Below are 20,921 nucleotides of genomic sequence, written 5' to 3' on the forward strand. Positions count from 1 at the left end.
TGCTTTTTAACAGCAAGCCCTCTAGCTTTTGGAATTGATTTGCCCGATAAATCAAAAATTTATAGCAATTTACAAAAAATTGAAAGAAAAATAATACGGGTTTTTAACCCTAACCCAGTGCTTGAAGACGAGGCAAGCATACAACAACAGCTTGATAAAGACATTCAACAACAGCTTGATAAAGACATTGCCGTCAACTTTGGGCTTTGGCAGCCGTTGCCGATAACTTATCCTGGCACCGGCAAAGGCATCAAGATTGGCGAAAAAACCTATCCTTCCCTGGCGGTTGCCAGCACCGCCTTGCAAGACCACCAAACCTTGTTGATCGGGGAAGGGGTTTATACCGAGCCTTTAGTCATCAACCGCAACCATGTCCAAATTATCGGTTCAGGCCGTGTGGTTTTTGATGGTGCCAGTGCCGAAGGCAAGGCGGCAATTATCACTAAAGGCAAGCAAATCACCATCAGCAATATCGAATGCAAAAACATCGCCGTTGCCGACCAAAATGGCGCGTGTATCCGTTCCGAAGGCGCGGGGCTTACCGTTGAACATGTTTATTTCCATGATTCAGAGCAAGGTATTTTATCTAGCAACAATCAATCCCTGCGCATTAGTGACAGCCGTTTTGAAAAACTCGGCAAAAATGGTCGGGCGCATGGCATTTATATTGATGGCGGTGAGGTTTTGATTGACCACAGTTGGTTTATTGCCTCGAAATCTGAAGGTCATGAAATCAAGTCCCGTGCCAGTAAGACAGTGATAAAAAACTGTGTCATCGCGTCCTTGTCCGCTGTTGATAGCCGTTTGGTCGATGTGTCCAATGGCGGTGAACTGGTCATTGAAAACTCGGTTTTGGAAAAAGGCCCCCAAAGTGCCAATGCTACGGCGATAGGTTATGGTTTGGAGGGCATAACCCACCAGCAAAATGCCATTATCTTGGAGAAAAACGTGGTCATTTTAGAGCGTGACGGGCATAACGTCTTGTTGGATGCCCGTCCAGAGGGACAAGTACCCGTTAAAATAGTCGGCAATATCATCGTCTCTAAAGACGAACAGGTCATTGATGGTTTGAATTGGTTGTTTTCAAGCAGGCAAGAGGCGCGTATGGGTGAGTACCCCCAATTACCTGTTTTGGAAAACCAGCAAAAACCGCTGAAATAGAAAAGTAAACGCCTAACGTAGGAAGGACGTAGGAATCCAACAGACACAGATTCCTAGCCATTTTCCTACCTAGATCACCCCTTTTTCAATCACCGGCAACACCCAATATTGAATCCCCGCACCGGCAAATTCTTGCTTTAATTGACTCAATAATTTCACCAAGCCCTGGGTATCGACATACATTTGGATACGAACCCTCTTCTGCCGCCCGCTGACTTGTTCCGCCAACGACAAACCTTGGTTCTCGTGATGGTGCGCGTTGACGGGAAAGCTGCTGAAACCATGTTCGGCTTCGAGCATTAACAAGGTGTCAACCACCGCTTCTTCCAGGCTGGGCGATAGGTTAAGGGTGAGCAAATATTCTGTGTGGGTCATACGCTTACCTCATGGTTGCTGGCTGTTTTGTTGACCATAGCCGCCTTATCCTGGCCAAATAATTTGAACAATATCGGCAGTAAGAACAGGGTCAAAAACGTTGAGGAAACCAAACCGCCGATGACGACTATTGCCAACGGACGTTGGATTTCCGAACCGGGACCGGTGGCGAACAGCAAAGGGATCAAGCCAAATGCCGCGATGCTCGCGGTCATCAGCACCGGACGCAAACGCCGTGACGAGCCGATCAGCACGACTTTGGCGATGTCCATGCCCGTCGCCAGTAATTGGTTGAAATAACTGACCATGACCACGCCGTTCAGCACGGCAATCCCCAGCAAAGCGATGAAGCCAACCGAGGCGGGGACGGATAGGTATTCGCCCGATACCCACAAGGCAAACACTCCGCCCACCATCGCCAACGGAATATTCGACAACACCAACGTGGCCTGGCGCACCGAGCCAAATGTCGAAAACAGCAGTAGAAAAATCAGGCCCAGCGACACCGGAACCACCACCGACAAGGTGGCGGCGGCGCGTTGTTGGTTTTCAAACTGACCGCCAAATTCCAGCGTATAGCCTATCGGTAGCGGCACTTTGTCGGCGACGGCTTTGCGGGCTTCATCAACAAAACCCACCAAATCGCGGTCTTGGACATTGCTGCGCACGACGGTAAAACGTTGCCCGTGTTCGCGGCCTATCGCCACCACGCCTTCGACTTTTTTTAATTGCGCGATTTCGGTCACAGGTACATGACCACCGTTTGGCAAGGTGATTTGCAGATTGTCGAAGTTAGCGGTATTGCTGTTGCCGCGCAAAATCAATGGTGTACGTTTGATGCCTTCCTGGACGATGCCCAAATTCAGCCCCTCGATTTGCGCCCGCAACAGGGTTTCTATGCCGTCACTATCCAGTCCCAAACGTCCGGCGGCGGCCTTGTTGATGGTCAATTGCAGAAATTGCATCCCCGCGTTTTGTTTGGCGAACACGTCACTAGAACCTTGGATATGCTTCAACACCTCGGCGATAGCAACCGCTTTTTCATTTAAAACCTGCAAGTCCGGCCCGAACAATTTCACCGCGACATCGCCGCGTGTGCCCGTGAGCATTTCCGAAACGCGCATTTCTATCGGTTGGGTAAAACCGAAAGCGATGCCTGGGGTTTGTTCCATCACTTTGCGGATGTCTTCGATCAGATGGTCTTTGTCGGGCGTATGCCATTGCTCCTTGGGTTTTAACACCAAAAATGTGTCGGTTTCGTTCAGGCCCATCGGATCTAAACCCAGTTCATCAGAGCCTACCCGTGACACTACGGTAGCGATTTCAGGGACGTTTTTGAGCAGGTTTTTTTGCACCTGCCCGTCCAGCATCACCGATTGCGCCAGCGTGATCGATGGCAGTTTCTCCAATTGAACGATAATGTCGCCCTCGTCCATCGTCGGCATGAAGGTGCTGCCGATTTGCATGAATACCACCACCGTCGCCGCCATTAAAACGCCCGCGCCGATAAAAACCTTTTTGCTGTTATCCATGCACCAAACCAAGACGGGTTTATAAATCGCCTGTAAGTTTCTGGGCAACCAGGGTTCTTCATGGGAGACTTCTTTCAACAGGTACGAGGCGATGACCGGAATTACCGTCAATGACAAAATCAACGAGCCGCTTAAGGCGAAAACAATGGTTAAGGCGACGGGGGTGAACAGCTTGCCTTCCAGCCCTTGCAAGGTCAGTAAGGGCAAAAACACGATGATGATGATCAATATGCCCGACGTGACCGAGGCGGCGACTTCGCGGGTGGCGCGGTAGATGACATGCAGGTGCGGCAAGCGTTGCGCGGTTTGGGTATGCGCCAAATGGGTGATCAGGTTTTCGGTCACGACCACGGCGGCATCGACCAACATACCGATAGCAATCGCCAAACCGCCCAAACTCATCAAATTGGCGGACATGCCCATGTAATTCATCAGGATGAACGTGAACAAGGCTGCCAAGGGCAAGGCCAGGGCCACCACAATCGCGGCGCGTAGATTGCCCAAGAAAAGCAGCAGCAAGACCACGACCAGTACAATCGCTTCCAGTAAGGCATGTAATACGGTTTCCACGGCTTTATCGACCAGATTGCCACGGTTGTAAAACACTTTCGCCTCCACGCCTTTGGGGAAGCCCTTGCTGATTTGTGCGAGTTTTTCTTCAATGCCGACAATGGTTTGCCGCGCATTCGCGCCACGCAAACTCAGAACCAGCCCTGTCACGGATTCGCCTTCGCCATTTTTGCTGACCGCGCCGTAACGGGTCAACGCGCCGATTTTTACTTCGGCCACATCGCCAATCCTTACCGCAATGCCGTTTTTGCTGTCCACGACCAAGCCGCGCACATCATCCAGCGTTTTCAAGCGGCCTTCGGCACGGACGATCAAGGCTTCTTCGCCATCGCTTAAACGCCCTGCGCCATCGTTGCGGTTATTGGTTTTTAGGGTTTGGATCAGTTTCTCGGTACTGATGCCCCGCGCCGATAAACGCGTGTTGTCGGGAATCACTTCAAAACTTCTGACCAGTCCGCCTAACGAGTTGACATCCGCCACGCCAGATACGGTACGCAATGCCGGACGGATAACCCAATCCAGCAAGTCGCGGCGTTCCATCAGCGACAAATCGCCGCCTTCGATGCTGAACATGAACATTTCGCCCAGCGGTGTGGTCATCGGCGCAATGCCGCCTTGAATATCGGCGGGCAAGGCCCCCCAAATTCCATTCAAGCGTTCGGCGATTTGCTGGCGCGCCCAGTAAATGTCCGTGCCTTCTTTAAAATCGACGGTAATATCGGTCAGCGCGTATTTGGCTATCGAGCGCAACACAGTTTGGTTGGGGATGCCCAACAACTCCACTTCAATCGGTGCGGTGATCCGCGCTTCGATTTCCTCAGGGGTCATGCCGGGGGCCTTGACGATGATTTTTACTTGGGTCGGCGATACTTCGGGAAACGCATCAATTGGAATCTGGTTAAACGCGTAATAGCCACCACCGCCGAGCATCAGCACTAAAATCAGCATCAGCAGCCGTTGGCTTAAGGCAAAACTGATTAAACTACCCATTATTCGCCACTCCCCAAGCCTAACCAATTGGCTTTAAGGGCGACAGCGCCTTTGACGGCGATGGTTTCGGTGCCGGTGAACTCGCCACTAATTGTGGCTTCTTCCGCTTGTTTACCGATGACGGTAATCGGGATGGCACGGAAGCCTTCCGGGATTTGCACAAACACAAACGCCTTGCCTTCTTGTTGGGCAATCGCCGTGTTGGGTACGGTGAATACCGGACGGTTATGCGGTTGGATAATTTGCGTGTTGATGCGCTGGCCCGGACGGACATCCGCTTGCGCTCCTTTGATAATGGCGCGTACCAAAATAGTTTGGTTTTCAGGATTGACCGATTGCCCTAATAAGGTGATATGGGCAGTAACGGGTATCGCTTGGGCGGCTTTGCGCTGTTCCAATTCTTGCGTCTCGGTGGCGGGTTTTTCCATCAGCACCTTATCGCCAATTTTGATCTGGCCGATGCGCTCTTGCGGGATATTGATCTCCAGCCACAGTTCATCGAAATTGGCGATGCGGTACAGCGGCGTCAGGCTGTCGATGCGTGCGCCGGCGACTATCATCCGTTCCATGACCACCCCGGTGATTGGCGAACGGATGTTCAACAGCCCGGATAAATGGCGGGTTTTTTTAAGCTGTTCAATTTCATTGTTGGTCATGCCGGCTATTTCCAGCAACTGTTTATGCTCGTTGGTTTCCGAAAGCAAGGCGTTGTATTGGCTGTGGGTTTCCTGCCAGCGGCGTTCCGGGATAACGCCTTCATCAAACAGTTTTTTATCGCGCAGGTAAGCAATTTCCCCCAGCATCAATTCACTTGAGGCTTTCAGGTATAGCCGTTGCATGGACAGCAAGTCCGAGCTGTTGACCGTAGCCAGGACCTCGCCTTGCTTGACCTTATCGCCGATTGCGGCATTCAGTTTCATGACCAAACCTGCTTGCGAGGCGCTGACGATATACTCCTGGGTGGGTGGCACGACAATTTTGGCAGGTGCGTATAACACCGGAACCTGGGTCACCGGAGCCAGATTGCCTAAGGTCACGCCCAGATTGTTGCTGTGTTCGGTGGAGATTTTGATGGTGTTGTCTAACGCAAAAGCGGGTAGGGGATAGAATGGCAATACTGCCAACAGTGTGGCTAGGGGCAACCAGCTAGGGTACGCTGTGCGTACCCTTTCATTGTTTACAGTGCCAAGGCGGATATTACCCAAGTTTGACCTATTGGCGAGTGTCTGGTACGCGCAGCGTACCCTACTTAACTTAATCATGGCATAACTCCTACCGCTTGGTTATAAAATGCCTGGTCGCGTTCGAGCATGACCGCGCGTTCTTTGGCGTTCAAAATCGCTTGTTGGGTCCGTGATTGAATTTTTAGCAAGTCAATCAAATCAATTTCACCAACGGAAAAAGCGGTGTTTGACATGGTTAAATGTCGCTCGGCGACTTGCTTGAGTTCATTGGCTATGCCCAATTCCACGCGGTTGACTTCCAGATTGTGCTCGGCCTCATGATGGGCTTGCTCCAGATTGCGGTACAGCAATTCCCGTTCGGCAATCAGGCGGTTCAATTCGACATTGACGGCGGCGATATGCGGCTGGATATGGGCACTGCCGCCAAACGGCACGTTGACACCAATATTGAAGCTCTCAGTTTTATTACTGCGCGGATCATTAGTAAAACTGTCACTATTGACACCGACCACGACATTGCTTTGTCCTGAGCCCGTCAATTTCAGCATGTCCAATTCCGCCTGTTTACGCTCGATCTGGCTGTTGACGGCTTGTAAAGCCGGGTGGTTTTGCTGGATTTCTGTCAATGCCACCAGTTTTTCCTGAAATGCCCCGGGCATTTTGGTCGTTTGGGTCAGGCTGGTATAGCGTTTCCGTGAGTGCATCAACTCGGCTTCCGCCATCGTCAGCACGGCGCGTTTTTGCAACAGCTCGGTTTGTGCCAGCAATTCATCGGCGCGGGGCAAATCACCCAATTCGACACGGCGTTTTATCTTTGCTAATAATTGTTCAAAAATGGCAATTTCCGCTTGCGCTTGTTCGTAACGGATTTTTTGCAGGGACATGTCCCACAACGCGCTTCTGACCAAGCCTGCGATACGCAATTTGGTTGCTACTGTCTGGAATTGGGCACTGGCTTCGGCTTTTGCACCGGTTTCTCGCCCGGCCTCACGTTGCCCAAGGTTCCATAACGGCACTTGTACCGTGGCGTCGATATAATGCAGGGTGCCGCTGGTTGCTTCCTGATAGCGCAAACCCGCTTGCGGCGCACCGGCTATCCAACTTTGGCTGCGCTGGGTAATCGCCGCCGCTTCTTCTTCCAAAGCATCCAGCCAGTGGCTGTCGGGATATTTTTCCAGTGTCAGATCCACCAGTTTGCTCAAGCTCAATTGCCGGTCGACGATAATCTGGTCCTGGTGCGGGATGATGGTGCGTTCTTGCGTGGCGGGCATACCATCCGTCGCTGTACAGACAGAAGCGGCAAAGCTTAGCGGGAATACCAAGCAAACAAACTGGAAATTGACCGGCTTACGCCTGTGTTGCTTTCGGGGAAAATTACAATTCATAAAATGATCTCAATGCGGTGTAAACCGCGTTTTAGCCTAATAAAAAAACGATACGGGTGTGTTATAGCCAAATATTAATTTTCCGATAAGTTCTTGCACGATCTTCCTTCTATAAAATTAAGGCAAGAACTTATCGGAAAATTAATTCCTATTCAATAACAAGCGAAAGCGAACCGTTCGAAAAAACGAAGCAAGGGCTTGTTTGGCAAGCCTTGAGTATTCAGGCAAAAAACGTAGACGAAGGGGGAGCGCGGGGGGCGTGGGCGGTGAGGGTTAGCCGATAGCTAAAAGCGATGTTACGAGACGAAAAACCAACCTGGAATTCGGTAAAAAACGGAATGGCAACCGATAAAAGTGGGGGTAAATGGAAAAAATCACCGGTATCCGGCAACATGTCATGTTGCGCTTGTTTTATGCCGCTATGGACACCCACTATCAGTCCGTCCGAGGGCATATCCATTGCCTGGATGCTGCCGGTGGCTTTGTTAGCTTGCAGGTGATCCCCCACCATACCTAACGCTTCCAGTCCAGGAATATGTAATTTTCCAGCTTTACCCGCCATCGCCGCAAAAACAGGATGTCCTGCGTGTGCATGCACTAAGGGAGAGACAAATTGTAGCAGCACTAGAAAAGTGACTAAGCTGATACGGAGTATTGGGGTCATGTGCGGGTGTTAGCTAAGGGTTACTTATCTGGATAAAGAACATTATATAGCTGGAGCGATATAAATTGATAGCGTTACAGGCCAAAGTTTCTGGGCGAGAGGATACTGCATATCCACAATAGGCAAAGATGAGGAGGCCGTCCGTGAATATATCAAGCATCAGGAAGAACAGGACAGGCGTATTGAGCAGATGAATCTGTTTTAGAACGCCGCCACCCTTTAGGCGGCACACATTTTAACCCGCTTTGAGCGGTTCATATTTTCAAGCCTCCGGCTTTGCCGGAGGTATATGACTGCGCTTGCCTTCAATATCCGCGATTAAAGCGTGTTGATGCCACACATTGTGTTCAATGCTGGTTTTTTAAAAAAGTGTCAAACTGTTTTAAGGTTTTTTTCAGTAAATGGGGGATCAGCAAATTAGGGGGCATTTTCAGCCAGTGTGAACGGATGAACAGCAAAAAGCGTGCTGTGTGGGTCCACGGGCTATTGCAGCTATTATGATAAGGCTGCAAAGCGGGAAGGAACAGTGGGTCGAGGAAGGTAAAACTGAAAACTGTGTTGCCTTGTTTGTTGGCGGTATTGATTATTTCAGGCGGTATCGGTGTGTTGAGGATTTTATGCGTATAACGGAGCGCGTAACACAACGCCATTTGTTGCTTGAGTTCTTCCGCCCGTTGCAGGAGTTTCAGCCAAAAATTTTCTTGATGGGCAAATTCTTTTAGCAGTAGGTCTAGGTCGGATAAATCCCGAAAGCCTTGCTCAAATTCCCCGCCGTGAAACAGATGGGTTGCGCTATGTAACACGCGGTCTTCCGGTGCCAATACCCAGAAATTGGTGCCAGGTTTGTTGACGATGTTTGCCAGCAATTTTTTGGCATCGGGGCTAAATTTGTAGGTTTTCGGTAAAATATTATGATGGACATCAATGGATGTCTGCCTTTGAAGATGGCGCATCGGCGGGATTTCGTGCATCCATTGCCGATAATATTTCTGGTCGTAAGCATCCAAATTGCTGGTCATCCAGCCCGCTTTAATCAGCGCGATTTCAACGTCTGGCAATATGGCTTCAGGGACTAAAATATCCACATCGGAGAATATCCGTCCTTGGGCGGCGATATTTCCGGCGACATAATAGGCAGAGCCCTTTAAAAAAACCAGCGGTATGTCTAGCGGTTTTAATGCGGCTTCAATGCAAGTAATTTCCCATTGCAAAGAACGCTCAAAACGTCTTGCAAAAATAAGGCTGGATTGGATGTGCGCCAAGGCTTTGGCTGGGATTTGTCCCAATAATCCAGCAGCCTCAAAAAAATGGCCGAGACGTGGCAAGACATTGGCTCCCCTCGCTTGCCTGATCAATAAGCTCCATTGCGGCAAATCCAAACTAAGCGCAATTTCCGGGTCAATAAAAACCGCGTTTAACAAAGGGATACTTGATCCGTTCAAACCGCTAGTTCCGTAAATAAGGCGACGGCTTCATCAAGGTCGCTGTAGCTAAAATCGTAGCAATCACTTGCATCGCATAATTGTCCTAAGGCATTAAACCCATCTAAGCCTAATACTGAATAATTGAGACAATTTTCTGCCAATTTGAGCAGTGTTTTTCCTTTTGACAAGGGGATAAGCCCAGTATTTGCCCCCAGCTTGAATTTAGGAAAAATCACTTTGGCGGGTTGGGCAGGAATTGCACTGAAATCGACACTATTGTCAGGCGGACGCATGTGTCCGACGCTGCCTTTTAAGGTGTCATGGACAATAGACCCGATTACCGCGTCGGGGGAGAATTGGCTTATGATGTCAAGTGATTGGTTTTTTAGGCTGATGGGACGGGGTACTGGGTAAATTAAGCCATCAGCGACACATAGCAAGGTCAATTCATCGGATAGCAAGCGCCAGCCACGGCAAACCATAGCGGCACTGAGTGTGCTTTTGCCACTGCCGGGTGCGCCAGGGAAAATAAATGCTTGCTTATTAAGTTCCACGACAGCCGCATGGATAATAAGGAATTGGTTGGAATTGCCGGAAATGCACCAATTAAGGCCCCATTCAAAAAAAGCGGCGGCTTGTGCATACGGCAAAGGTTTAAACGGAATAAATCCATCTAAAGAAAAATTCACTTGAGGGCGAAGATAGCGGCGTATTGATAAGGGCGCCTCGATTGCCACATTAAAATCAATAAAATCTTCTGCATGTAAAGTATCAAAAGCACCGTACAGGCAAATTAAATGTTCGGCAACAGCGGTAATAGGCGAGGATAGTTTTACATTGAACAAGCCTATCTTCAACGCTAGGCCATCACTGTTTAGGGATTCGATTATGGCTTTTTTTGAAAATGTCGATAGCTTCACGACTAATAGTTTTCCATCACTTCAATTAATCCGAGATTTTCATAGTCAAAGATTAGCTTATCCAAGTAGGCTTCTAAGTCAAAATCTACTGGCAATTCAAAGGTGGCTACGCAATGCGCCAATAATTGGGGGCGGGTAAGGCAATGTTCTAAAATGGCTTTATACAAAAAACCACCCATTTCATCAAGTAAATGAGTTTTACCGCTTAATTCATGATAGACAACACATTCATCTGATGCAAAATAGCAACTGATGCCAGCGTTTTTAGGCAAGGCGACGGTATAGTTTTTAAACACGTCAGGCGGGATGAGTTAAAGATTACCGGGAGAAAGTCGAACGCAAAAAATCCGTATCACTTGAGTAACCCGCAGGGCGGCCCGAAGGGTTGTCATATAATTCGATAACTTGTATTGGCTTTAATACATAGCTGTTTGAGGCTTGGGCATTCAAAAAAGCGGCGATATATACGGATTCGCGTGATTCGGTGCTTTGCTCTATGATTTCGCCAAAACTATGGCTGTTTGTGCTTCTTTGAAATACGCTGTTAAAAACCGTGTCTTGATTATAGTCACCAATAGTAGGGAAGTTGGAGATTTTCGAAGAAGAATCGGCAAGAACAAGCGAAGAAGTCTTGGAAGGTGCAAGTGAGGCTGGGCTTATAGGGCCTGACTGGCAATTTGGGGTGATGGGACGGGATAGATTACCAGAGGCGACTTGTGAAGCGCACAAAACAGATTCACCAAAAACGCTCGGACTCGTAAACGTTAAAATTACGGGAGCAACAACACCTGCTTTTTGTAAAAAGCGACGTCTTTTGCTTACATCGACTTTTTCCTTGCATTGATTCTCTAATTTTTGATTATTCATGATAGCTCACCTGGGAAAGTACATATCCTAAAAAACGCTTGTTTACGGGATTAAAAAGGCAGATTGTTCTTTATTGCACTGTACTCTGAGTTATGTCGATATTACTCAATATTCTGCAAAGTATAGCGGTGATGACAGGACTCGTCCACTCATTGTAAGCATTAATCCGATATTCCACTGATATTTTCCTTGCCGTCTTTGCTGCCAGTATGCGGTGTTGAAATTTTTGTTTAGCATCAATAAATGGCTAAAAAAGGCTAACGAATTACGTTGGCGGCGATGTTTCGACGATTATTTTCCTCAGGGTATCTAGGGCTTGTTCAAAGCTAAAAGCATTGATTTGCTGCTTTAATGTATCGACTTTATTGCCCCAAGCGGAACGCAGCAATGGTTCCGGGTCTAGCATTAAAGTTCTGGCTTGCAGGTCACCTTTGTCAAGCAAGTTGAGCAATTGCCCGGCAATATCGTTTAAATTTTGCGTCCTTAGCGGTATGTTGGCTGGGGTTGTTTGGATTGGCAAGGCATTGATGGCTTCGGTAAAGGTTCGCCATTGTTGTTCGAACGCCTCAATGAACGGCATTAGGGCTTCAACACTTTGTTGTTCGCGGATAGCCTGGTTCAGCTCGCCCGACAAGGCATATAACTGGATCAAACCCAATGTCCCTGACGCGCCTTTAAGACTGTGGGCTAAATGTTTGGCCTTCGCCCAATCCCCGGTCGATAGGCAAGTACGCAAGGTTTGCATGTCATGTTGGTGATGTTCGATGAACATGTGCAAAAAGGAAACAAGTTTGCCTACATGATTGCCGGTGGCATTCAATCCGGTGTTTGTGTTGAATCCGGGGATTTCGTATAGAGATTGTTTGAGGGGAGGATGCTCTGATGTTGGGTTTGGCATTACGGTGATTGCTCGTGTTAAGGGCGGATGTGCAGATGGCGGTCATTTTTGCAAGGCGGCAAACAATTTTTCGGGATCGACGGGTTTGGCAATGTGGGCGTTCATGCCGGCATTGAGACAGTCTTGGCGGTTTTCGTCAAAGGCATTTGCCGTCATTGCCAGAATGGGGACTGATTGGTAGCCGGGCAAGGCGCGGATTGCACAGGTCGCTTCCAAGCCATCCATAACCGGCATTTGTATGTCCATCAGTATTAGATCGTATTGGTTTTGTTCGGCTTTAGCCAAGGTTTCCGCGCCATTTTCGGCGAGGTCGGCAGTTCATCTGGATGGGGTGTCATTTTTTGCGTCCTGGTCTTATCCTATTTATTTTTGGCGGTCAGCCGTTATTTCTCAATAATGAGTTGGTCGAGCAATGCCATCCGTTTATGGGCTATGGATGTTTGCTTGCAGCAATCCATAAAAAATCAAGGGTTAGTTAATTCACCATAAACGGCTACAATGATACCCAATCAAAATACAGAACACAGTGAACTAATTCACTATCCGTGATTTTTTTACAAAAATATTTCCGTTACATTTTTTGTTTCATAAATGCTTGCGTTGAACCTGGAATGCTCCGCCCACGTTTTTTGGGCCAGCGCTGATGAAACACTTAACAATTTTATTGAATGGCCTATTATAAAACTAGGGCAAGAACTTAGGGGAAAATTAATACAGGATGGAACAAATAAAATATGCACAAGCTTGAATATAAATTAAAACATGGCAACCCATATCCGCCAGGTTGCAACCCGACGGTGGGTGGGGTTAATTTTTCCATTTTTAGCCGCCACGCAACGGCGGTGGAGTTGTTTCTGTTTGATTCGTCAGATAGCGAACATCCTTTTCAAATCATCCAATTGCGTAAAGAAAAAAACCGCACGTTTTTTTCGTGGCATGTGTTTGTCAAAGATTTGCCTATAGGGACTTGGTATTCCTGGCGGATGGACGGACCTTATGAACCCCGGCAATCCGGCCTGCGGTTTGATAAAGAAAAGAAATTGCTCGATCCCTGGGCGCGGGCGGTCAGCCATAAACGCTGGAATCGGGCCGCCGCTTGTGTGCCTGGTGATAATTGCCAAGTGGCAATGCGGGCTGCGGTGGTTGATCTTGACTATGATTGGGAAGGCGATACATCGCTGCGTATCAGCAGTGAAAAAGCGATAGTTTATGAACTGCATGTCGGCGGTTTTACCCGCCATCCGTCAGCCCACGTCAAATATCCAGGGACTTTTGCGGGTTTGATAGAAAAAATTCCTTATCTTAAGGAATTGGGCATCAGTCATGTCGAACTCTTGCCGGTGATGGCGTTTGATGAGCAGGACGTGCCGCAACACACGGCGGAATTGGGTTTGAAAAATTACTGGGGCTACAGCACCCACAGTTTTTTCAGCCCGCATCCAGGATTTTGTGTGACACCGGAGCAGGCCACGCATATCCATGAATTCCGTGATCTGGTGAAGGCTTTGCATAAGGCAGGGATAGGCGTTATTCTGGATGTGGTGTTCAACCACACTTCCGAAGCGGGCTCGAGTGGGCCGATCATCAATTTTAAAGGCATTTCCGGTGATATGTTTTACCACCTGGATGAATTTGATAAGAGCATTTTTCATGACTATACCGGCTGTGGCAATACCGTCAACGCCAACCATCCCTTAGTGGCAAATTTTATTATCAGTTGCCTGGAATACTGGGTGCGGGAAATGCATGTCGATGGTTTCCGTTTTGATCTTGCCAGTGCCTTGGCGCGTGGGGAACAGGGGGAAGTGCTGCATAATCCGCCAGTATTGTGGGGTATAGAATTATCCGAGCAATTGGCGAAAACCAAATTGATCGCCGAAGCCTGGGATGCCGCCGGTTTGTATCAGGTCGGCAGTTTCCCGGGCTACCGCTGGGGCGAATGGAATGGGCGTTACCGTGATATTGTCCGCCGTTTTATCCGTGGCGATAAAGGGTTGATCCAAGAACTGGCTACGCGGGTTTGTGGCAGTAGTGATTTGTATGAACCGCATGGCCGGTTGCCAATCAGCAGCATCAATTTTGTCACCTGCCACGATGGTTTCACGTTGCATGATTTGCTCAGTTACAACCACAAGCACAATGAAGCTAACGGCGAAAATAGCCAAGATGGCTGTAATAATAACCTTAGCTATAATTGCGGTTTTGAAGGTGAAACCCAGGATCCCGCCATTTTGGCTTTACGTCGAAAACAGGCTAAAAACGCCTTGGCTATTTTATTATTGAGCCAAGGTGTGCCTATGTTGCTGGCCGGTGATGAATTTTTAAACAGTCAACATGGCAATAACAATGGCTACTGCCAGGACAATGAATTGTCTTGGTTGGACTGGAATTTGGCAAAACACAATGCGGATATGGTGAATTTTGTGCAAAACATGATCGCCTTGCGTAAACGTCATCCATCGATCATGCGCCGCCATTTTTTAACCGGCAAACCCAGTGGCGAAAGGCAGTTGCCGGATATTAGCTGGCATTGGTCAAATGCCGACGAAGTGCCTTGTTGGGACGATCCAGGGGCGCGTTTGTTGAGATATACCTTGGTTGGCGTTGATATTCATGAAGCCGATTTACATATCGTCATGAATATGGATCATGAACCCGTGATGATTACGCTGCCTACCATGAAAGGCAGGTATTGGTGTTTGGCGGTAGATACCTCGTTGCCGCCGCCACGCGATATTGTGCATCCAAAAGACCAAAAGCGCGCCCATAAATCCAGTTATCAAGTGGCTGGGCGCAGTGTCGTGGTGTTTGAAAACCACTAGGCCTGACCTGGGTTAATTTTTTCCCGCCGCAACAATTCGGCTTTGCGCCCTATCCCCCAACGGTAGCCAGACAAGCTGCCGTCTTTGCCGACAACCCGATGGCAGGGGATCATCACCGCCAGTTTGTTTGCGGCACACGCGCCAGCCACCGCGCGGACGGCTTTGGGTGAGCCGATATGTCCGGCGAGCTGGCTGTAACTGACTGTTGTCCCTACCGGAATTTCCCGCAGGGCCAGCCATACCCGTTGTTGGAACAGGGTGCCTTGAATATCGAGCGGCAAATCGGATTCTAGATTGGGTTTTTCAATTTTTTCGATCACCTGGGCTAGTGAGTGGACAAGTCCGCTATCTTCCCCATCCCACTGGGCCTGGGGAAATTTATCCAACAAGCCGCAGCTTAAGGTATTGGCATCGTCGCCCATGCCGATAAAACTGATGCCGCGTCCGCTCATGGCGACCAGGACAAAACCTAAAGGGCATTGGCCGATAATAAAACGGATGGCCGGATTAACGGCATTGGCAGGGAAGCTGTCCATAGGGAACAATCGCGCTAAAAAACGGCTTCAACCCGGCACATGCAAAGGTTTTTTCTTAATCGCCAGCGCCGCTTCGTGGAAAGCTTCCGAGCGGGTGGGATGGGCGTGGATGGTTCGGGCAAAATCTTCGCTACTGGCAGAAAATTCCATCGCCAACACCGCTTCGGCGATCAGTTCCGAAGCGTGTGTGCCGATGATATGTACGCCTAATAACATGTCGTTGTCGGCATGGGCGATCAGTTTGACCATGCCTTCGGCCTTGCCGCAAGTATGGGCGCGTGCCGTTGCATTGAACGGGAAAACACCGATTTTGATGGGTTCGCCCATCGCCCGCAATGCTTGCTCGGTTTGGCCGACCCAGGCGATTTCAGGGTCGGTATAGATGACGCTAGGCAAGGTGTCATAGTGGATGCTGGCGTGGCGGCCAGCGATTTGTTCGGCGACAAACACGCCTTCTTCTATACCTTTATGTGCCAGCATCGGGCCTAGCAGGTTCAGGTCGCCAATCGCATAGACACCTGGTAGGTTCGTGCGGCAGTTCTCATCGACATGCACATAGCCGTTTTCATCCAGCAACAAATTGGCTTCCGGTGCAGCGAGGTTCTCGGTGTTCGGTTTGCGGCCGGAGGCGACGATCAACTTATCGACACGCAAATTGTGCAAACCTTCCTGGTCTTGATATTCAACCACCACTTTTTTGCCGGCTTTTTTGGCAGATGTCACCCGTGCGCCCAAACGCAAATCCAAGCCTTGCTGGCTATAAATTCGGTAAGCTTCCCGCGAAATTTGCTGGTCAGGTAGCGATAAAAAGGTTTCTTGCGCTTCCAGCAGGATGGTTTCGCAGCCCAGCCGGCTCCAAATACTGGCGAGTTCCAGGCCGATTACGCCCGCACCGATAATCGCCAGTTTTTTAGGCAGGGTGGTCATATTCAAGGCGGCGAAGGAATCGATGATAGTGTCGTTATCGACTTTGGCGTAAGGTAATTGCGTCGGCGATGAGCCAGTCGCCAGAACGATGTGCTTGGCTTCAACAAAGGACGCTTCCGAACCGTCTACGGGGCTGATGCGTATTTGCCTGGCATTGCTTAATTGGGCGGTGGCATGGATGCTGTCAATCTTGTGATGCTTAAAAAGCTCGGTGATCCTGTGTCCGAGCGCGTCAATCACCTTGTCTTTATGGTCAATCAACGCGGCTATATCAACGCTGATATTTTCGGCATGGATGCCTTGTTTTTTTAAATCATGGTTAAGCGAATGGTACAGCTTTGCTGATTCGAGTAGCGTGATCGACGCAACGCAGCCAGAATTCAGGTGTGCGCCTCCCAAAATACGCTGTCCCTGTTTATTACGCCAGTTATCAATACAAGCGGTTTTCAAACCGAGCTGGGCACAGCGGATGGCACTGGAATAACCCGCAGGGCCAGCACCGACGACAATGACATCATAAATCGGGGATAGTTTTGACATAGGATTAAATATTCAGCAGTAGATGGGCGGGAGCTTCCAGGCATTCTTTGATGGTCACTAAAAATTGTACCGCTTCACGGCCATCGACTAAGCGGTGGTCGTAAGACAAGGCCAGATACATGATCGGGCGGATGACAATCTGGCCGTTTTCAACAACGGCACGTTCTTTAATGGCGTGCATCCCTAAGATCGCGCATTGCGGCGGGTTCAAAATGGGCGTTGACAGCATCGAGCCAAACACGCCGCCGTTGGTGATGGTGAAAGTGCCGCCTTTCAGGTCGTCATAGCTTAAGGTGCCGGCACGGGCTTTTTCGCCATAATCAACGATGCTTTTTTCAATGCCCGCAAAATCCAGTTGGTCGACATCATGCAGGACAGGGACAATCAAGCCGCGCGGTGTGCTGACGGCGATGCCTAGATCATAATAGCCGTGATAGATGATGTCGTTCCCGTCGATGGATGCGTTGATGGCAGGGAATTTTTTCAAGGCTTCGACGGAAGCTTTGACAAAAAATGACATAAAGCCCAGTTTGACTTTATGTTTTTCTTCAAAACGAGTCTTGTATTGGTTACGCAAGTCGATGACATTTTGCATATTGACTTCGTTGAAGGTGGTCAACATTGCTGCATTTTGCTGGGCTTGCAACAAACGCTCGGCGACTTTGGCCCGCAAACGGGTCATCGCGACACGCTGTTCAGGGCGCAGATTGGAGGCGGTGGGCGGCGTGGCCGCCATTTCGGTGTGGGTGGCTGCTGGTGCGCTGGGTGCGACGGCTACGGCAGGGACGGGGGCCGGTGCGGGCGGTGGGCTTACCGCCGCCGGTGTTTGTTTATGCAAATGATCCAGCACATCGGTCTTGGTCAAACGCCCGCTTTTTCCGGTTCCGGTAATTTGGGCAGGATCCAAGGTGTTTTCGCTGATTAACCGCCGTACCGACGGGCTTAACGGAATCGCGCTAGCTTTGGACTCATCGGCAATAGTGGGGGCTGCTTGTTCGGCAACAACTGTCTGGCTGGTGCTGATCCGTGCCAATAACTCGCCGCCAGTGACTATCGCACCATCTTCTTTCAATAATTCGCTGATGACACCCGCTTCAGGGGCGGTGACTTCCAAGACAACCTTATCGGTTTCCAGATCAACCAGATTTTCATTTTTGTTGACGGAATCGCCGACTTTTTTGTGCCAACTGATCAAAGTGGCATCAGCGACGGATTCGGGTAAGTTGGGGACTAGGACTTCAATGCTCATGTTATTTTCCTGAAGGTTTTCCGTAAAGGGCGGTCTGGACGACGGCTTTTTGTTGTTCTATGTGGACGCGAAAATTTCCGACAGCGGGGGATGCCGAGGGTTCACGGCCTGCGTAAGAGACTTTGATGGAGGCGGGTAGATTGTCGATAAAATGGTGGCTGGAATTATACCAAGCCCCCTGGTTTTTAGGTTCTTCCTGGCACCAGACAAATTCCTGCAAATGCGGGTATCGGGCGATTTCGGCCTTGAATGCGTCCAGCGGGAAAGGATAAAGTTGTTCGATACGCGCAATTGCGACATGTTTAAGATCCGTTTCGCGGCGCGTTTCCAGCAAATCGTAATAAACTTTACCCGCACACAAAACTAAACGGGTGATTTTTTTAGGGGCAACAGCTTCCTGCTCGCCAATAATCGGTTGGAATTGCCCCTTGGTCAAATCTTCCAGCGTGGACACTGCCAGTTTATGGCGCAATAGGCTTTTAGGGCTCATGACTATCAATGGCTTGCGATAAGGACGCAACAATTGCCGCCGTAATAAATGGAAAATTTGTGCGGGTGTGGTCGGATAACATACTTGCATATTGTGTTCGGCGCACAGTTGCAGGTAACGTTCCAGCCGCGCCGAGGAATGTTCAGGGCCTTGGCCTTCAAAACCGTGCGGCAACAGCATCACCAGCCCGCATAAACGTCCCCATTTGGTTTCGCCTGAGCTGATGAACTGGTCGACCAGCACTTGCGCGCCGTTGGCAAAGTCACCAAATTGCGCTTCCCAGATGACCAAGGTATTCGGTGTAGTGGTGCTGTAGCCGTATTCAAAACCTAAGACACCGGCTTCGGACAACAGCGAGTCAAAAATTTGTGCACGTCCTTGGTCTTTATCCAAATGCTTGAGCGGCGTATGGGTTTTATAATTTATTTGGTTATGCAGCACGGCATGGCGATGCACAAACGTACCGCGTCCGACATCTTGTCCGATCAAGCGAATATTGTGTTTTTCCATCAATAGCGTCGCATAAGCCATATTTTCGGCAAATCCCCAGTCCAAAGGCATTGCGCCCGCCGCCATTTTGCGGCGGTTCTCCATGACTTTTGCGACGCGCGGGTGCAGTTCAAAACCCGCCGGCAAACGCTGCATCCTATCGTTACAAAAACGTAGCCTATCCAGAGACACCGCCGTCTGGCAGGGCATATCCCATTGTTTATTAAGAAACTGGTTCCATTGTGTTGCGTATGAGTAACTGCTGGTGTCCAATACCGGCCTGGAAACAATTTCACCCGCTTCCAGCAGGTTTTGGTAATTTTGCGCTATCTCCTGGACTTCAACATTGCTGAGTACGCCTTCGCCGATGAGCTTTTCCGCATAAAGCTTGCGGGTGGTTTTGTGTTTGCGGATTTTTTTGTACATCAACGGTTGCGTTGCCGCCGGTTCGTCCGCTTCGTTGTGTCCTAAACGGCGGTAACAAATCAAGTCAATGACGACGTCCTTATTAAAGGACATACGGAAATCGACCGCCAGTTGGGTGACGAACAGCACCGCCTCGGGATCGTCGCCGTTGACATGGAATACCGGGGCCTGGATCATCCGGGCCACATCGGTGCAATAAGGTGTCGAACGGGCGTCTTGCGGGTTGCTGGTGGTAAAACCGATTTGGTTGTTGATGACGATGTGGATAGTACCGCCTGTTGAAAAGGCACGGGTTTGCGACATATTCAAGGTTTCCATGACGATACCTTGGCCCGCAAACGCCGCGTCGCCGTGGATCAGCACCGGAATCACCGTGCCTTGGCCTTCTTTGCCGGCACGGTCTTGGCGGGCTTTCACCGAACCTTCAACAACAGGATTAATGATTTCCAGATGCGAGGGGTTGAAAGCCAAAGCCAGATGCACGGCTCCGCCTGGAGTCTCGATATTGGATGAAAAGCCCATGTGATATTTCACGTCACCGGAACGCATGCCGGGTGTTAAGGTGTAGTTGCCGGCAAATTCTTCAAATAAACTGGCGGGGCTTTTGCCTAGGATATTCACTAGCACATTTAGGCGGCCACGATGCGCCATGCCTATGACGATTTCTTTCACGCCTTTTTCGCCGGAGCGCTGGATCAATTCATCCAGGATCGGAATCAGCGATTCGCCGCCTTCCAGTGAAAACCGTTTCTGGCCGACGAATTTGTTTTGCAAATGGCTTTCTATGCCTTCCGCCGCCGTCAATAATTTTAGCGTCCAGCGTTTTTTTTCGGCATCCAGGATGAGCTGGGATTTGGTGCTTTCCAAACGGTTGATCAACCAGCGTCTGATATGCGTATCGTCTATGTGCATATATTCTGAGCCGATACTGCCACAGTAAATTGCTTTTAAGTTGGCGATAATATCCCGTAGCGGCAGACGATCCACTCCGTATAAAGAACCCGTGTCGAACAAGGTGTCCATATCCGGTTCTGAAAGCCCGTAATAGGATAAGTCCATATCCAATGGGGGTGGTGCTGTTTTGCCTAGCGGATTATTGTTGGCAATCTGATGTCCACGGACGCGGTAATGATTGATGAGCCTGGCGACTGCCGATTGTTTTTTGACACTTTCTTCGGTAAAACCCTGGATTTGTGCCAGTCGATTGGGGGATTTAACCGCCAGTTGGGCGAAACGTTCGACAATGGGGCTGTGCGGTGTTTCAAAATCGGTGTTGCGATGCAGGGTCTTGAAATGCCGTTGCCAACTCGGCTCAATGGAATCAGGATCTTCCAGAAAGCGTTCGTACATATCTTCAATAAAATTGGCATTGCTGCCATACAAAGAAGAGGAATCTTGAAAAAGTTTAAGTAATGTACTCATGAGAGTGAATCCGATATGTTCTGGACGGGTGTTGTTATCACGGTAGAAAA

Annotated in this window: 16 protein-coding genes and 2 pseudogenes; 3 read left to right on the plus strand and 15 right to left on the minus strand. The window is 49.4% G+C overall.

Annotation, left to right across the window (positions count from 1 at the left end; genetic code table 11):
- Window positions 1-39 precede the first annotated feature (39 nt).
- Window positions 40-1,161: a right-handed parallel beta-helix repeat-containing protein gene (locus tag PHH59_RS12210; RefSeq protein WP_300016370.1), complete on the plus strand. Its 1,122-nt coding sequence runs from the start codon at window positions 40-42 to the stop codon at window positions 1,159-1,161.
- A 69-nt stretch (window positions 1,162-1,230) separates the two neighbouring features.
- Here the strand turns inward: PHH59_RS12210 and PHH59_RS12215 are convergent, their stop codons facing one another.
- The 5 genes from PHH59_RS12215 to PHH59_RS12235 all read right to left on the minus strand — a co-directional run bounded on the left by PHH59_RS12215 (window position 1,231) and on the right by PHH59_RS12235 (window position 7,861).
- Window positions 1,231-1,536: a DUF3240 family protein gene (locus PHH59_RS12215; RefSeq protein ID WP_300016373.1), complete on the minus strand. Its 306-nt coding sequence runs from the start codon at window positions 1,534-1,536 to the stop codon at window positions 1,231-1,233.
- On the minus strand, window positions 1,533-4,628 hold the full coding sequence (locus tag PHH59_RS12220) for a CusA/CzcA family heavy metal efflux RND transporter (RefSeq protein WP_300016376.1): 3,096 nt from the start codon (window positions 4,626-4,628) through the stop codon (window positions 1,533-1,535). The genes PHH59_RS12215 and PHH59_RS12220 overlap by 4 nt, the downstream gene beginning before the upstream one ends.
- Window positions 4,628-5,890 carry an efflux RND transporter periplasmic adaptor subunit gene (locus tag PHH59_RS12225; RefSeq protein ID WP_300016379.1) on the minus strand — a complete coding sequence of 421 codons (1,263 nt, stop codon included), beginning with the start codon at window positions 5,888-5,890 and terminating at the stop codon, window positions 4,628-4,630. The genes PHH59_RS12220 and PHH59_RS12225 overlap by 1 nt, the downstream gene beginning before the upstream one ends.
- On the minus strand, window positions 5,887-7,083 hold the full coding sequence (locus tag PHH59_RS12230; protein ID WP_300016466.1) for a TolC family protein: 1,197 nt from the start codon (window positions 7,081-7,083) through the stop codon (window positions 5,887-5,889). Before PHH59_RS12230 ends, PHH59_RS12225 begins: the two co-directional genes overlap by 4 nt.
- 334 nt (window positions 7,084-7,417) lie before the next feature.
- Entirely contained in the window at window positions 7,418-7,861 is a 444-nt protein-coding gene (locus PHH59_RS12235) for a hypothetical protein (RefSeq protein ID WP_300016382.1), read from the minus strand.
- A 79-nt stretch (window positions 7,862-7,940) separates the two neighbouring features.
- On the opposite strand from PHH59_RS12235, the pseudogene PHH59_RS12240 reads away from it, so the two are divergent.
- A pseudogene (locus PHH59_RS12240) lies at window positions 7,941-8,066 on the plus strand (transposase); the annotation flags it as partial.
- 142 nt (window positions 8,067-8,208) lie between these two features.
- Here the strand turns inward: PHH59_RS12240 and PHH59_RS12245 are convergent.
- The 6 genes and pseudogenes from PHH59_RS12245 to PHH59_RS12270 form a co-directional block, all read right to left on the minus strand.
- Window positions 8,209-9,303 carry a nucleotidyltransferase family protein gene (locus tag PHH59_RS12245; RefSeq protein ID WP_300016385.1) on the minus strand — a complete coding sequence of 365 codons (1,095 nt, stop codon included), beginning with the start codon at window positions 9,301-9,303 and terminating at the stop codon, window positions 8,209-8,211.
- A complete protein-coding gene (locus tag PHH59_RS12250; protein ID WP_300016388.1) occupies window positions 9,300-10,205 on the minus strand; it encodes an HprK-related kinase A in 906 nt (301 codons plus the stop codon). The genes PHH59_RS12245 and PHH59_RS12250 overlap by 4 nt, the downstream gene beginning before the upstream one ends.
- Before the next feature lie 2 nt (window positions 10,206-10,207).
- Window positions 10,208-10,501 carry an HPr-rel-A system PqqD family peptide chaperone gene (locus PHH59_RS12255; RefSeq protein WP_300016391.1) on the minus strand — a complete coding sequence of 98 codons (294 nt, stop codon included), beginning with the start codon at window positions 10,499-10,501 and terminating at the stop codon, window positions 10,208-10,210.
- Between the two features lie 22 nt (window positions 10,502-10,523).
- On the minus strand, window positions 10,524-11,072 hold the full coding sequence (locus PHH59_RS12260; RefSeq protein WP_300016394.1) for a hypothetical protein: 549 nt from the start codon (window positions 11,070-11,072) through the stop codon (window positions 10,524-10,526).
- A 265-nt stretch (window positions 11,073-11,337) separates the two neighbouring features.
- Window positions 11,338-11,970, minus strand: a complete 633-nt coding sequence (locus PHH59_RS12265; RefSeq protein WP_300016397.1) for an Hpt domain-containing protein — start codon at window positions 11,968-11,970, stop codon at window positions 11,338-11,340.
- A gap of 42 nt (window positions 11,971-12,012) precedes the next feature.
- Window positions 12,013-12,270 (minus strand): annotated as a pseudogene (locus PHH59_RS12270) (response regulator); the annotation flags it as partial.
- Window positions 12,271-12,704: 434 nt separating this feature from the next.
- On the opposite strand from PHH59_RS12270, the gene glgX reads away from it, so the two are divergent.
- The gene (gene glgX, locus PHH59_RS12275) at window positions 12,705-14,792 is read left to right on the plus strand and encodes a glycogen debranching protein GlgX (RefSeq protein WP_300016400.1); all 2,088 of its coding nucleotides are present in this window, start codon (window positions 12,705-12,707) and stop codon (window positions 14,790-14,792) included.
- Here glgX and PHH59_RS12280 read toward each other — a convergent pair.
- The 4 genes from PHH59_RS12280 to PHH59_RS12295 are packed head-to-tail and all read right to left on the minus strand — an operon-like array spanning window position 14,789 to window position 20,871.
- The gene (locus tag PHH59_RS12280; RefSeq protein ID WP_300016403.1) at window positions 14,789-15,328 is read right to left on the minus strand and encodes a methylated-DNA--[protein]-cysteine S-methyltransferase; all 540 of its coding nucleotides are present in this window, start codon (window positions 15,326-15,328) and stop codon (window positions 14,789-14,791) included. The genes glgX and PHH59_RS12280 overlap by 4 nt on opposite strands.
- Before the next feature lie 27 nt (window positions 15,329-15,355).
- The gene (gene lpdA / locus PHH59_RS12285) at window positions 15,356-16,795 is read right to left on the minus strand and encodes a dihydrolipoyl dehydrogenase (RefSeq protein ID WP_300016406.1); all 1,440 of its coding nucleotides are present in this window, start codon (window positions 16,793-16,795) and stop codon (window positions 15,356-15,358) included.
- Window positions 16,796-16,799: 4 nt separating this feature from the next.
- Complete coding sequence (odhB, locus tag PHH59_RS12290) at window positions 16,800-18,044, minus strand: 2-oxoglutarate dehydrogenase complex dihydrolipoyllysine-residue succinyltransferase (RefSeq protein WP_300016409.1); 1,245 nt, start codon at window positions 18,042-18,044, stop codon at window positions 16,800-16,802.
- Window position 18,045: 1 nt separating this feature from the next.
- Window positions 18,046-20,871: a 2-oxoglutarate dehydrogenase E1 component gene (locus PHH59_RS12295; protein ID WP_300016412.1), complete on the minus strand. Its 2,826-nt coding sequence runs from the start codon at window positions 20,869-20,871 to the stop codon at window positions 18,046-18,048.
- Window positions 20,872-20,921: the final 50 nt, after the last annotated feature.

Origin of the sequence: Methylovulum sp. (assembly GCF_028687615.1) — a bacterium.
Classification (GTDB): Bacteria; Pseudomonadota; Gammaproteobacteria; order Methylococcales; family Methylomonadaceae; genus Methylovulum.